The organism is Paenibacillus glycanilyticus (genome assembly GCF_051200795.1).
Classification (GTDB): Bacteria; Bacillota; Bacilli; order Paenibacillales; family Paenibacillaceae; genus Pristimantibacillus; species Pristimantibacillus glycanilyticus.
The window spans coordinates 6,178,060-6,192,028 of record NZ_CP195155.1; the positions used below are offsets into that span (position 1 = coordinate 6,178,060).

General features: G+C 51.8%; 8 protein-coding genes and 1 pseudogene. 2 read left to right on the top strand and 7 right to left on the bottom strand.

Translation table 11 applies throughout. From position 1 onward, the window contains the following. Positions 1-132: 132 nt before the first annotated feature. The 7 genes from uvrA to ftsE all read right to left on the bottom strand — a co-directional run bounded on the left by uvrA (position 133) and on the right by ftsE (position 11,073). On the bottom strand, positions 133-3,021 hold the full coding sequence (gene uvrA / locus ACR9FF_RS27925; protein WP_435167060.1) for an excinuclease ABC subunit UvrA: 2,889 nt from the start codon (positions 3,019-3,021) through the stop codon (positions 133-135). Positions 3,022-3,048: 27 nt separating this feature from the next. Beyond that, a complete protein-coding gene (uvrB, locus tag ACR9FF_RS27930; RefSeq protein ID WP_435167063.1) occupies positions 3,049-5,052 on the bottom strand; it encodes an excinuclease ABC subunit UvrB in 2,004 nt (667 codons plus the stop codon). A gap of 231 nt (positions 5,053-5,283) precedes the next feature. Next, the gene (locus tag ACR9FF_RS27935; RefSeq protein ID WP_435167066.1) at positions 5,284-6,597 is read right to left on the bottom strand and encodes a PDZ domain-containing protein; all 1,314 of its coding nucleotides are present in this window, start codon (positions 6,595-6,597) and stop codon (positions 5,284-5,286) included. An 81-nt stretch (positions 6,598-6,678) separates the two neighbouring features. Next, positions 6,679-8,130, bottom strand: a complete 1,452-nt coding sequence (locus tag ACR9FF_RS27940; protein WP_317982177.1) for a S41 family peptidase — start codon at positions 8,128-8,130, stop codon at positions 6,679-6,681. Between the two features lie 164 nt (positions 8,131-8,294). Continuing rightward, the gene (locus ACR9FF_RS27945; protein WP_201002361.1) at positions 8,295-9,467 is read right to left on the bottom strand and encodes a murein hydrolase activator EnvC family protein; all 1,173 of its coding nucleotides are present in this window, start codon (positions 9,465-9,467) and stop codon (positions 8,295-8,297) included. A 12-nt stretch (positions 9,468-9,479) separates the two neighbouring features. Beyond that, positions 9,480-10,397, bottom strand: a complete 918-nt coding sequence (gene ftsX / locus ACR9FF_RS27950; protein WP_317982179.1) for a permease-like cell division protein FtsX — start codon at positions 10,395-10,397, stop codon at positions 9,480-9,482. Beyond that, complete coding sequence (gene ftsE / locus ACR9FF_RS27955; protein WP_116393610.1) at positions 10,387-11,073, bottom strand: cell division ATP-binding protein FtsE; 687 nt, start codon at positions 11,071-11,073, stop codon at positions 10,387-10,389. Before ftsE ends, ftsX begins: the two co-directional genes overlap by 11 nt. Positions 11,074-11,337: 264 nt before the next feature. Here ftsE and ACR9FF_RS27960 point away from each other — a divergent pair, with 264 nt between their 5' ends. Both ACR9FF_RS27960 and ACR9FF_RS27965 read left to right on the top strand, forming a co-directional pair. Beyond that, complete coding sequence (locus tag ACR9FF_RS27960; RefSeq protein ID WP_435167071.1) at positions 11,338-12,768, top strand: VanW family protein; 1,431 nt, start codon at positions 11,338-11,340, stop codon at positions 12,766-12,768. A 509-nt stretch (positions 12,769-13,277) separates the two neighbouring features. Further along, positions 13,278-13,952, top strand: a pseudogene (locus ACR9FF_RS27965) (hypothetical protein). The last annotated feature ends 17 nt before the right edge of the window (positions 13,953-13,969 follow it).

A 13,969-nucleotide genomic window follows, 5' to 3' on the forward strand; every position in this document is an offset into this window, starting at 1 on the left:
TTTGTTCTTTAAAACGTTGTTTTACCAGTATACTCTGCAAGTTAATTTGTCCCATTCTGCCTTTATTTATAACTAAACATACAAAAGAGACTCCCTTTCCATCGGATAAGAAGAGTCTCCTTTGCCTTTAACTTACTCCACGGCCCCTGCCGCTACGCTTTCCTGGACTGCGCGATGCCGGTTCACCGTGCGTTCACGGTCCCGCTCCATAATAGGCTTCAAATACTTGCCTGTATAGGAGCCCGATACTTTAACAACATCCTCGGGTGCACCCGATGCAACAATGGTACCTCCGCCATTGCCGCCTTCCGGTCCAAGATCGATCAGATAATCGGCTGTCTTGATCACATCAAGGTTATGCTCGATAACAAGGACGGATTCTCCGGAATCAACAAGGCGGTGCAGGACCGTAAGCAGACGGTCAATATCATCGACGTGAAGCCCTGTTGTTGGTTCATCCAAAATGTACAGCGTCTTGCCTGTACTGCGACGGTACAGCTCGGAAGCCAGCTTCACGCGCTGCGCTTCGCCGCCCGACAAGGTTGTCGCCGGTTGGCCCAAGGTCATATAGCCGAGACCAACATCAAGCAAAGTTTGCAGCTTCCGGTGGATACGGGGAATGTTCTCGAAGAACTTGGTTGCGTCCTCGATCGTCATCTCCAGCACCTCGGCAATGTTTTTGCCTTTGTATTTCACTTCCAGGGTCTCACGGTTATAACGCTTGCCTTTGCAAATCTCGCAAGGGACATACACATCCGGCAGGAAGTGCATCTCAATCTTGATGATACCGTCGCCTCTGCACGCTTCGCAACGGCCGCCCTTTACGTTAAAGCTGAAACGGCCCTTCTTGTAGCCGCGAACCTTCGCTTCATTCGTTGTGGAGTAGAGATCACGCACATCATCGAATACTCCCGTGTAGGTAGCCGGGTTCGAACGAGGAGTTCGGCCAATCGGAGACTGGTCAATATCGATAACCTTCTCCAAATGCTCAAGACCGCGCAATTCCTTGTATTCGCCTGGACGTACCTTCGCCTTATTCAGGTCGCGAGCCAGCGTCTTGTAGAGGATCTCATTCACGAGTGTAGATTTACCAGAACCGGATACGCCGGTAACGGCCGTGAATATACCCAGCGGAATCTTCACGTTAACGCCGCGCAGGTTATTTTCCTTGGCCCCGCGGATCTCCAGCCACTTCTCTCCGGTTTTACGACGCTCAAGCGGAACCTCGATAAACTTCTTCCCGCTCAAATATTGGCCGGTCAGAGAGTTATCGTCCTTCATAATTTCCTCAGGACTTCCCTCGGCGGTTACCATCCCCCCGTGAATACCTGCGCCAGGGCCAATATCAATAATATAATCGGCGGCAAGCATCGTATCTTCATCATGCTCGACGACAATAAGCGTATTGCCCAGGTTGCGCATATGCTCCAGGGTTTCGATAAGACGGTCATTATCGCGTTGATGCAGACCAATGCTTGGCTCGTCCAGTATATACAGAACGCCCATCAGACTGGAACCAATCTGCGTAGCAAGACGGATCCGCTGTGCCTCTCCGCCGGATAAGGTGCCTGCGGCACGGCTCATCGACAAATATTCCAGGCCAACGTTCACAAGGAAGCCCAGGCGGCTATTGATCTCTTTCAGAATGAGGTGAGCGATCTTCTGCTCTTTCTCGTTTAAGGTAAGGGAATCAAAGAAACGTTGCGCCTCGCCAATCGATAACGAAGTCACAAAGGAAATATTCTGTTCGTTAATCGTAACGGCAAGGCTTTCTTTCTTCAGACGATGGCCTTTGCAAGTACCGCATGGCTTGGCACTCATGTAAGCTTCAATATATTCGCGGATGCCATCGGAAGCCGTCTCCCGGTAGCGGCGCTCCAGATTATGAACAATACCTTCGAAAGGAACGTAAGCTTCCTTCCGGTGGCCAAAGTCATTCTCATACACGAAGCGTACTCGCTCTCCGCCTGTACCGAACATGAGCTTTTTCATCTGATCGGCTGACAAATCCGATACCGGTACATCCTGCGGAATATGATAATGCTGGCACACTGCGCTCAGGAATTGCGGGTAATAATTCGACGTGCTTCCCGCCCATGCTTCGAATGCCCCTTCATTTATGGGTTTGCTCAGATCCGGAACAAGCAGATCCGGGTCAACAATCATCTTCACGCCAAGACCGTCACAATCCGGGCAGGCACCATACGGACTATTGAAAGAGAACATGCGAGGGGCCAGTTCTTCAATGCTAAATCCGCATACCGGACAAGCCAGGTTGGAGCTGAACAGCAGCTCCTCTTGGTCAATAATATCAACAATAACACGGCCGTCAGCCAGCTTCAGCGCGGTTTCCAGGGAATCCGCCAGCCGGCCTTGAATATCCGCTTTCACCACGATCCGGTCGATAACCACTTCAATATTATGCTTCTTGTTCTTCTCGAGCTCGATTTTCTCGCTAAGCTCCCGAAGCTCACCGTTTACCCGGACACGGACATAGCCTTGCTTCTGGATATCGGCAAACAGCTTGGAATGCTCACCCTTGCGGCCGGAAACAAGCGGCGCCAGAATTTGCAGCTTCGTCCTCTCCGGATATTCCATAATACGGTCAACCATCTGCTCAACGGTCTGCGAAGTAATCTCGATGCCATGATCCGGACAATGCGGTCTTCCGACCCGGGCAAAGAGCAAACGCAAATAATCGTAAATTTCTGTTACCGTACCCACCGTCGAACGCGGGTTGCGGCTTGTTGTCTTCTGGTCAATGGAGATAGCCGGAGACAAGCCGTCAATGGAATCAACATCCGGCTTCTCCATCTGCCCGAGAAACTGCCGGGCATAAGCGGACAACGACTCTACGTATCTGCGCTGGCCTTCGGCATAAATCGTATCGAAAGCAAGCGAGGATTTACCGGAGCCGCTCAGTCCCGTCAGGACGACAAATTTGTCGCGGGGTATGGTAACATCGATATTTTTCAAATTGTGGGCTCTAGCCCCTTTGATTACAATCTTGTCACTAGCCACTTCTTACGTTCCTCCCATTCCTTGTCTCTAGCCCATCTCCGCTTTCAATTCCAGCAACGCGTCACGCAGCTCCGCAGCTCTCTCGAACTGCAAATTCTTCGCCGCATCCTTCATCTCGGCTTCCAGCCTTTGCAGCAAAGCTTGGCGTTCCTTCTTCGTCATCTTCTCGGAGCCTACGCCAGTCAAATATTCCGACTTCTCCTCGGCCACTTTCGTTGCCTTTATATCATCATGCACTTTCTTGCGGATCGTCTGAGGCGTAATGCCATGCTCTTCGTTATAAGCAATCTGAATGGTACGGCGGCGCTCCGTCTCCTTAAGCGCCTTATCCATGGAATCGGTAATCTTATCCCCGTACATGATAACCCGGCCATCGCTATTCCGTGCTGCCCGCCCAATCGTCTGAATCAGCGACCGTTCGGAACGAAGGAAGCCTTCTTTGTCCGCATCCAAAATCGCTACCAGGGATACTTCCGGCAAATCGAGCCCCTCCCTCAAGAGGTTAATACCCACAAGCACATGGAATGTACCGAGACGCAGATCGCGAAGGATGGCAATCCTCTCCAGCGTCTTGATATCGGAATGCAGATAACGCACTTTAATGCCAATCTCTTTGAAATAGTCCGTCAGATCCTCGGCCATCTTCTTCGTCAGAGTAGTGACAAGGACGCGTTCATCCTTGGCTATCCGGTCGCGGATCTCGACTAACAGATCATCGATTTGACCTTTTGTCGGACGCACCTCAATAATCGGATCCAGCAGGCCGGTCGGTCGGATAATTTGCTCAACCATCGTTGGGCAATGCTCCAGCTCGTAAGGTCCCGGTGTCGCCGACACGTAAATCTGCTGTTTCGCTTTCTCCTCGAATTCCTCGAAGCGCAGCGGCCGGTTATCCAGTGCGGATGGCAGACGGAAGCCGTGATTAACGAGCATTTCCTTCCGCGCGCGGTCACCGTTGTACATAGCCCTAATCTGCGGCAGGGTAACATGCGATTCGTCAATGACGATCAGCATATCGTCCGGAAAATAATCCATCAGCGTATACGGCGTTGCCCCGCGCTCCCGGAAGGTCAATGGTCCCGAATAGTTCTCGATGCCGGAACAGAAGCCCATCTCCGCCATCATTTCGAGGTCATAGCGCGTACGCTGCTCCAGACGCTGCGCTTCCAGCAGCTTGCCTTCTTCCCGCAGCTCCGCAAGTCGTTCCTCCAGCTCACGCTCGATATTGCCAAGCGCAATCTTCATCGTTTCTTCATGGGTAACGAAGTGAGACGCAGGGAATATGGCAACATGGTCGCGTTCGCTTACGATCTCGCCGGTAAGCACATCGATTTCCGTAATCCGTTCGATCTCATCGCCGAACAGTTCGACCCGAATCGCCCGTTCATTATTGGCTACCGGGAAAATCTCTATAATATCGCCGCGGACGCGGAATGTACCGCGGATAAAGTTAATGTCATTGCGTTGGTACTGAATATCCACAAGCTTATGAAGAATCGTATCCCTGGACTTCTCCATGCCTACCCGCAGCGACAGCACCAGACTGCCGTACTCGGAAGGCGAACCGAGACCGTAGATACAGGAAACGCTCGCTACGATAATAACATCCCTGCGTTCGAACAATGAACTGGTCGCGGAGTGGCGCAGCTTGTCGATCTCATCGTTAATACTGGAATCCTTCTCAATGTAAGTGTCCGTAGACGGGATATAAGCCTCAGGCTGAAAATAATCATAATAGCTGACGAAATAACTTACCGCATTGTCCGGGAAGAACTCCTTAAACTCGCTGCACAGCTGTGCCGCGAGCGTCTTGTTATGGGCAATAACCAGCGTCGGCCGGTTAAGCTGCGCTATCGTATTGGCAATCGTATACGTCTTGCCCGTACCCGTAGCGCCAAGCAAGGTTTGCTTGGCTTCGCCGTTCTTCACGCCATCAACAAGTTTTCTGATGGCTCCCGGCTGATCGCCCTGCGGCGTGTAGTCCGACTTTAATTGAAATAATTGCTCTGAAATCTCATTCACTTGCGTCATCCACCCCGTTTCCCTTACTCATCAATCATTATAGTCAATATATATAAGCGTAAACGGCAGCAGCGTCCTTGAAACTTAGAAGAAGCAGCACCGTCCCGCGGTCGTATCCATACGCGCATAGCCTATCCGAATGTGTGTTCCCCTCTATTATAGACGTCTATAGAGGCTGATGCAAACATAAAATCAAAGGGCTTTCCCTAAGCGGCTGCCCAGGAAAAGCCCCATTTCTATTTAAACATTCAAAGTACCCGAACGGTCTTCCTCTTCCGCGTAAACGCCGCCGCTGCGCTTTGCCGTCCTCGCGCGGCGCAAAAGATCGATCAGCGTGGCCGGCTCTGCCGAAGCGTAATAGGTCGCCCGCTCATCGGGTGATAGAATAACCCCAAGCTGATGATGCTCCCCTTCATACCGGGCCCGCTGTACAAACTTGATCTCGCCCTCTCTGTTCAGCACCTCCAGCTTATACATCGCCGAATTGTTCTGCAGCGCCTCGTGAAGATCCTCTTTCGTGAACACCTTGGCGCCATTGACCTTTGAAATAATCTCGCCGGCCTGCAGCTTCATTCCCTCAGCCGGCGTACCCGGCACGATACCCAGAATACGCAAGCCGCGCTGATCATTCACGTACAGCGGACTTTGCGCGGACTCCACCGCACGGCTGCGCCAGATGATAGCTTCATGCAGCAGCAGCGAACATAAAGCGGCAAGCGGCAGCAGCGCGGGCAGCCACCAGGCGAGAAGCGCCGCAGCGGTCAGCAGCAGGCTGTACCACATAAGCCCTTTTGCCGCATGACGGGCTTTGGCCTCGGGCAGCATCGCGCGCGTCATTTCGCTGAAGCCGATAATCATCGGCAGAGCGACAACCGTCCAGCCTTGCGTCCAATCACCGCCGAATAATGGCGTCCAAGGCAGATCAACAACCGATGTCCCCCCGGCTGCCGGCACAAGCAGCAGCAGCGGAACCGGCCAAAAGCCCTGCAGCATATAGCCGCCTACAAGCTTCCCCCGCTTCCCTTCCAGGAAAAGCGGAGTAGCCAGCTTGTTTCCTTGTCTCCGGACAAGGAAAGCTTCTACCAGATGAAGCAGCGCCACCAATACGAAAATCCCCGGCATATCAAGTCCGGCTAGCGAATTCGCCGCATCTCCGAGCCATCCCTCACTATTTTCGAGCGAAGTAAAACCAACGATCCACTGCACAAGCGCCAGCGCTCCCGCGCCGTAGGCAAAGCATAGATAGCGAATTCGGAACAAGAGCAGCACAACCGCCGAACCCCATAGCCATAAAACGGCGTCGCCGGTTAAGGTTATGCCGATAAAAGCGCCGGCAACGGATGCGAGCACCCCGGCTGCAAGCCCGGCCAGCATCGCTTTGGCCACGAGCCGCGGCCAGATGTGCAGCCTTACGGCGAACATCCGTCTTTCCAAACTGATCTGTCTCGTATATTGAAGGATAATAAATAATACCGCAATATAATAAAAAGGCTGCGCAAGCAAATGTACAATTGCCCGGCCGAACTGGTCTAGTAAAGCATTGGCTGCATCCAATCGCTACACTCCCATCCTCATCCAAAATAAAAGGCTGACTCCGCTTTAGAGCCAACCTTTTATAAATTCGCCGTTTCCTCTTTATTTCCTGCTGACCGCTTGGATTGCCTCCAGCAGTTGTTTATCGTTCTTCTGATCTTTGATCCATTTCACTACGGCCTGCTCCAAGGACGACGCCGTCTTCGTATCGATCTCGCCTGTAACCGGAAGTCCGGAAGCATTCTGGAAATCCTTCACGGCTTGTTCGGTCGAAGCGTTATAGTAGCCATCCTCCCGCTGCGTCGCGTAGCCAAGGCCGGACAGCATAACCTGCGCATTCCGAATCTGCTCGCCCAGCATATCCTTGCGCAAGGTTTCCGTTAAGGTAAGCCTTGCTACCGTATACAGCTTCGGCGGCTGTACCTCCACGGTTGGCTTGATGCCCTTCTGGTGAATCCAATTGCCGTCCGGCGTCAGCCACTTCGCAATCGTCATTTTCACCAGGCTGCCATCCCCAAGTGTCTTGTTATAGCTAACTTGTACCGTTCCTTTGCCGTAAGAGGTTTCCCCGACAAGAGCTGCCCCCGCCCGCTCCTGCAAAGCCCCGGCGAGAATCTCGGAAGCACTCGCGCTGCCTTTGTTCATCAGAACGGCAATCGGATACTTCTTGCCGCCGCCTTGCGAGGTTGTTTTCTCGCGGTGACCGTCGCGGTCTTCGACCTGCACGATCGTTTCACCCTTCGGTATGAACTGTTGAGCAATCTCAACCACAACCGGCAGGATGCCGCCCGGATCGTTGCGCACGTCAATAACAAGACCTTTCATGCCTTGCTTCTCCAGCTTGGCGAGCTCTTCCTTGAAACGGTCCGCCGTGTTAAGGGAGAACTGGCGGATCTCAATCACGCCTACTCCGTCGCTACGCAGATTCGCGTACACCGTCTCCACATCAATGTCGTCGCGGACAAGGATGAGATCAATCGGCTGGGTATTGCCTGCACGCTCGATCCGAAGCTTCGCTTTTGTCCCCCGGGGACCACGGATCTTCGCAACTGCATCATTCAAGGTTAAGCCGTCCAGCTTCTCGCCGTTGACCGATAAGACGATATCCTTGGCGAGCAGCCCGGCGCGTTCCGCCGGCGAGCCTTTGATAGGCGCGACAACCACGACTTTGCCTTTTTCGAGCGTAACCTCGGCACCTATGCCCGAGAACGACCCTTCAATAGACTCGGAAAATTGCTTGGCGACATCCTTTTCCATATAGACGGAGTAAGGGTCGTCAAGCGATTCCATCATCCCTCTGACCGCCCCGTCCACCAGCTCATCCCGGTCGATATCCTTGAAATATTTGGTTTCGATTAACCCCAGAACCGCATTAATCTTCGATTCTTCCTTCTTGCTGAGCCCGCTTCCTTCGCTAGCCGCGGCAGCCGACACGGAAGCCTGCTTCCCGTTAGACGCCCAGAAAACCTGATCGCCTATCGTTAATGTTACGAGCACTGATGCCACCATCGTCATCAGCAGAAGGACAAATACGGTTCTTCCTTTAAAGTACACGTTCGACACCATCCTATCCTTAACGCTAACCTGTTTTGAAGTGAACCTCATTAGTATATGATAAGTTGTCCGTATTTATTTACAACTCTTCCTAATGCAGGAGAAGGCATACTCGTGAATAAACGGAACAATTCCGTTCTCCCGGTATGCCTTCCAAGCAAAAGTTATTTCAAATAGCCCGCCGGATCAACCGCTACTTGGTTTTTCCGGACTTCGAAGTGAAGATGCGGTCCAGTGGAATCTCCGGTATTGCCGGACTCCGCGATTTTCTCGCCCTTCTTCACGCTTTGGCCTTTCTCTACCATAATACCGCCGTTGCGGAGATGGCCGTACAACGTCCATAGACCGTTGCCATGGTCGATAATAATGGTATTGCCGTAACCGCTCCATACTTGGGCAACGATAACGACACCCGATTCAGCGGCGTAAACATCTGTGCCTTGCGGAACCGCAAAGTCAATGCCGGCATGAAGCTTCTTCACATGGGTGATCGGATGGATCCGGTAACCGAAGTTCGAGCTGATCCGGTAGTTGCTGCGAAGCGGCATTCCCAGTTTTCCGCCGGAATACGGCTTTTTGATCGCGTTTTTCTTCTTGTTCAGATCGGATACTTTCTTCGCAAGGGCAAGCAGCTGCTGCTCCTGCTCCTCGCTGATATCCTCGAGCTCTTCCATTTCCTTGTTGTAGCTCGCGATCAGCACTTCTTTTTCTCCCTCTTTTTCATCCAGCTCCCCTTTATACTTCTGGAGCTTAGTATACATCGTCTTGACTTCTCCAAGAGCCGTCTCGACGTTAGCTTTCTTTTCCTCTACCATCGCTTGATCCTTCTTGTGCTGCTCGAGAATCGTGCGGTCCTGGCTCAGAATGGAGTGCAGCGAATCAAACCGGTCAAGAAAATCCGAGAAGCTGGTGGCGCTGAACAATACCTCAAGGTATGAAACCGCGCCGTTCTCATACATCAGCTTCAGGCGGGATTGAAGCAGCTCGTCCCGTTCCTTCACCTGTTCAATGGCCGTGTCCAGCTCTTTGGCAGCGTTCTGAAGCTCTGCTTCCTTCGTATCCACTTGGTCCTGCACGTAGTTGAGGTTGTCCGCAACCTGATCCAACTGCGCATTTAGTTTAAGGATAGCCTGCTGGGCATCTTCCTTCTTCCCGGCAATATCCGCTTTCTTGGCATCGGCATTTTTGGCGATTTTCTGCGCCTCTTCAATCTGTTTCTTTGCCGCGGCAAGATCCTTGTTGATTTTATCTATGGAGGATGCGGCATTTCCGCCAACAGGCTGCAACAAAAATACAGTCAACATCGTTAGGACGATAAACCCTTTTTTCACACTCACCTGCGCGGTCACCTACACTTTCAAATATTTTCGAACGGATAACGTACTTCCCCAGACGCCAATCAAGGTACCGAGGCCCATCAGCAGAACGGTGATTTTCCATCCCAATTCCTCTACCGGTATAAGCTTGATCATCATTAGTCCCAATTCCATCTCATTCATGCTCACCAGCTTCGTGTAAGCCAGCAACACAACGATCGTTGTAATGCCCGAAGCCACAAGCCCGATCAAGGCGCCTTCCACGAAGAACGGCCAGCGGATGAACGAATTCGTCGCCCCTACCAGCTTCATGATGCCAATCTCTCGCCGTCTTGCCAGAATCGTCATTTTGATCGTTGTGGAGATCAGGAACATCGCGGTTACGCCTAGACCGATAACAATGACAAGACCGATGTTACGGATCGCGTTCGTAATCTTGAACAGCTTCTCTACCGTGCCTTGGCCATATTTGACGCTTGTAATCGGCTTCGCTTCATCGCCGTTGTTCAGCGCCGAAATCTCGCTTGCCGCGACAGCTATGTTCTGAGGATCAAACACCTCGACGGTAAAAGAATCCGGCAACGGGTTGCTTTCCTTGTCGTAGCCGTCCAAGAGAGCGTCGCCGTCTTTGCCGAGATTTTTCCGGAGCAGCTCAAGTCCCTCTTCCTTGGACACGAACTCGACTTTGCTGACGTCGGAGAGCTTGCGGATTTTGTTCTCCAGCTCGTTAGTCTTCTGCTGATCGATATCGGTCTGCAGGTAGACGCGGATTTGCACCTGGCTCTCGATATTCGAGGCCATGCTGTTGATGTTCAGCGCGAGCAAGACGAATACGCCAAGCAGAAAGAGCGAGAAAAAGATCGAACTGATCGAAGCGAAGGACATCCACCCGTTGCGGATGATGTTCTTGAAGCCTTCCCGAAAGTGGCGGAGGAGCGTGCTAATTCTCATACCCGTACTCCCCTCTAGCTTCGTCACGGGCAATGTTGCCGTTCTCGATGGCGATAACGCGTTTGCGCATCGTGTTCACGATTTCTTTGTTGTGCGTAGCCATTACGATTGTCGCGCCGCGGAAATTGATCTCCTCGAGCAGGTTCATAATGCCCCATGAGGTCTCCGGATCAAGGTTGCCCGTCGGCTCGTCCGCTACGATCACGGTTGGGTTATTAACGATCGCGCGCGCGATAGCGACGCGCTGCTGTTCGCCGCCGGACAGCTGGGCCGGAAGGCTGGCATGCTTATGTTTAAGTCCGACAAGGTCGAGCACTTCCATCGTCCGCTTCTTGATGAGACGGCGCGGCGCTTCGATAACTTCCATGGCGAAGGCTACGTTTTCGTAGACCGTCAGCTTCGGAAGCAGCCGGAAATCTTGGAATATAACGCCGATATTGCGTCTAACGTACGGGATTTTGCGGGGTTTGAGCTTGCCAATATTGAAACCGTTGACGGAGATTTGGCCTTTCGTAGGCACTTCTTCACGGTAGATCAGCTTCATGAAGGTAGATTTGCCGGCGCCTGACGGGCCGACGAGGTAAACGAATTCATTGCGATCTATTCGAACGGATACGCCGCGCAGGGCGTGAGTACCGTCGGTGTAAGTCTTCCATATGTCTTGCATCTCTATCAACATTATCACATCCTGTTTTTTATCAGTCTTAGTTATTCGACAGGGATATACGAAATCCTTCATTTTGGGTCTTATTTCCTCATTTTTCACAATTCTCATAAACGTTCTCACCGTTGATTTCCCTGGAAATATGCCTGTTTTTCGACAAACAGGGCTTGTCGTCTATTGGCGAATTTGAACAATAACGGGTAAATGACAAGTACCCTTCAACTCCTGCATATACATGAAACATTGCCATTTTTGAACGGAAAGGGTGGTCTTATCATGTGGAAAAAGCTGCACTTGTGGGTCATTATCGTGTTTGCGCTGCTCTTGGTCGCATCCGTCGGCTACGGCGCCCTATCCTATTATTCCGGGCAGGATACCGTACCCGAGAAGGTTACGGCCGGAGGGGTAGATATCGGGGGGCTGTCCATTGACGATGCTCTGAAAAAGCTGGACCAATACGAACAGCAGCTGGATAGCCGTACGGTTACCGTCGAGGGAAATGCCGAAGCCAAAGCGGAAGGCAGTCAAACGTGGAAGGCGGCAGAGATTGGCTATAACGCCGAATTTGTCGGGGTGAAGGAGGAGCTTAAAAAGCTTCGCGCCGGAAATGTATGGACCCGCTCGAAATTCCGCTATCATTTCCCTACTTCCTTTGAGCTGAAGCAAAGCTATGATCCGGCCGTCTTCGACAAGCTTGTCCGCTCGGAATTCGACTGGATTGACTCCAATAAGCCCGTCAATGCCACGCGTAAAATAACGGACAACGATGAGGTCGTCTATACCGCCCATACCGACGCTTACCGGATCGACGTTACTCCACTCGAGGAAAAGGTCGCTTCATGGATCACCGTGCCCGACAGTCAGCTCGGCGGACAGCCGGAGCAGGCGTTGACCGTTCAGCTTGGCGTAAAGACGGTTCATCCGGAGATCACGCTTGAGAAGCTGAAGGATGAGGGCATCGACCGTAAAATCATGGAGTTCACGACGGACTTTGCGACAAGCGCCGAAGGCCGGGCCTATAACGTAACCTCTACAGCCAAGGCGTTAAACGACTGGGTGCTTGAACCCGGCGAAGTATTCTCCTACGGAGATGTTGTAGCCAAGACCGAAAAAGAATTCGGCTATAAGGAAGCGCCCGTTATTTCTAACGGCAAGCTTGTACCGGGTATCGGAGGCGGGATCTGCCAAGTATCCAGCACGCTGTACAATGCAATTATCCGCACGGCGGGGATTGATATCGTTGAACGGCGCAATCACTCCCTTCCGGTCGCTTATTTGCCGAAAGGCCAGGATGCGACCTTCGCGTCCGGCTCCATCGACTTCCGCTTCCGCAACTCGACCGGCAAGCAATTGATCATCCGTACGGTTGTGGAGAACCGCAAGCTGACGGTGAAGCTGTTCGGCACGATGCCGGAGGATATCCGCTACGACATTGACTCTAGCATCGTCAAGACGGTGCAGCCAGCCGTACAAAAGGTAACGGATAAATCGCTTGGCGCCGGTCAAAGCGTGACCGTTCAGAAAGGCTCCATCGGCTATGTCGTGGATACGTACCGCACGATGTACAAGGACGGCAAACAGGTCTCCCGCGAGAGGATCTCGCATGACACGTACAGAGCGCAGCCAATCGTTGTTCACGTCGCCGCAGGCGCCGGCGGTTCGTCCGGCTCGCAAAGCTCCGGCGGCGTGGTTGAGGATGGGATTTGATAAGGTTGGGCAGGGCCAGATGGCCGTGCTTTACTTGCGGTCTTTAGCAGGCCTTCGCCTGACGTTAACCTCTGTCTTTCTTGGCACTAGTCTGGCACTGGCTCTTGTCCTGATGTTGGTCTTCCCTAGCGTTTGCATCTGCACTTTCTTTATCATAGGCTAGTCTTGGCTTTGATCTTGGCATCACACCTTTTACGGGCTACGTTGGAATTCGTACAGTATATAGAGGCGATTTCGTTCGGGATTTACGCTACGCTGGATTGGATACAGTAGAATTTGACTTTTTGAGGCGAAATGGGCTCATTTTGGCTACTTTTACTGTAGAAAATCCAACGTAGCAGTGTCCCACCATCGTTTTCTGCTAATTTTACTGTAGTGAATCCAACGTAAGAGCTCTCATAGAGAGGTGTCTGTTCACATTGGTAATAATATGGTAATCTATTGGCAGACGAAGAACGTCCTTAGCCTTTTGGCTGAGGGCGTTTTTTATGTTTTAAGGAGGGAATAGGATGATTGAATTTGAAGAAGCGCACCAACAGTTTCTCGCAAGGCATTTGGAATTGAGAGGTGGCGAAAGAAAGGGACGCTTGGCGCGTGGACATAACTTTGCGGAGAAGCTGGTTCTGCAAAACATATGGTGGCCGTTGTTCGGCAGCTTTGAGCACTTGCATCCCGAATATGAGGTGTACGATGGAATCGCAAGTCGCAATTCTTGGACTTTGCCTTTCTGCCGCCTTACGGCAAATTTGGCATTGAATGCGACGGTTTTCAAAGCCATGTCAAAGATATGGACCGGGAGAAGTTCAGTTATTCGTTGAATCGGGATACGTTCTTAAAGGGAATGGGCTGGACCATGATCCATTTTTCCTTTGATGATGTTCAGAATCGGCCTGAGATATGCAGAATGCTGCTCCAAGGTATTATTTATTAATCCACGTCTCATACATAGAGCTCCTTCTCCAGATCCGGTTCTATTACTCGAAAAAGAAATATTACGATATGCCTTTCAGCTAAGCAGGCCAATTCGCCCTAAAGATATTACCGACTATCTACAGGTTGATTTTCGGACGGCTCGAAATAAGCTGCAGGCGCTCTCTAGCAAAGGGTTGCTTAAGCCAATCACACGCGGTACGCAAATCAGGCGTTATGAACTAACCGAGAGAGCACTATTGTCTTTGTTGTAGAAGGAGTAATGTTTAAA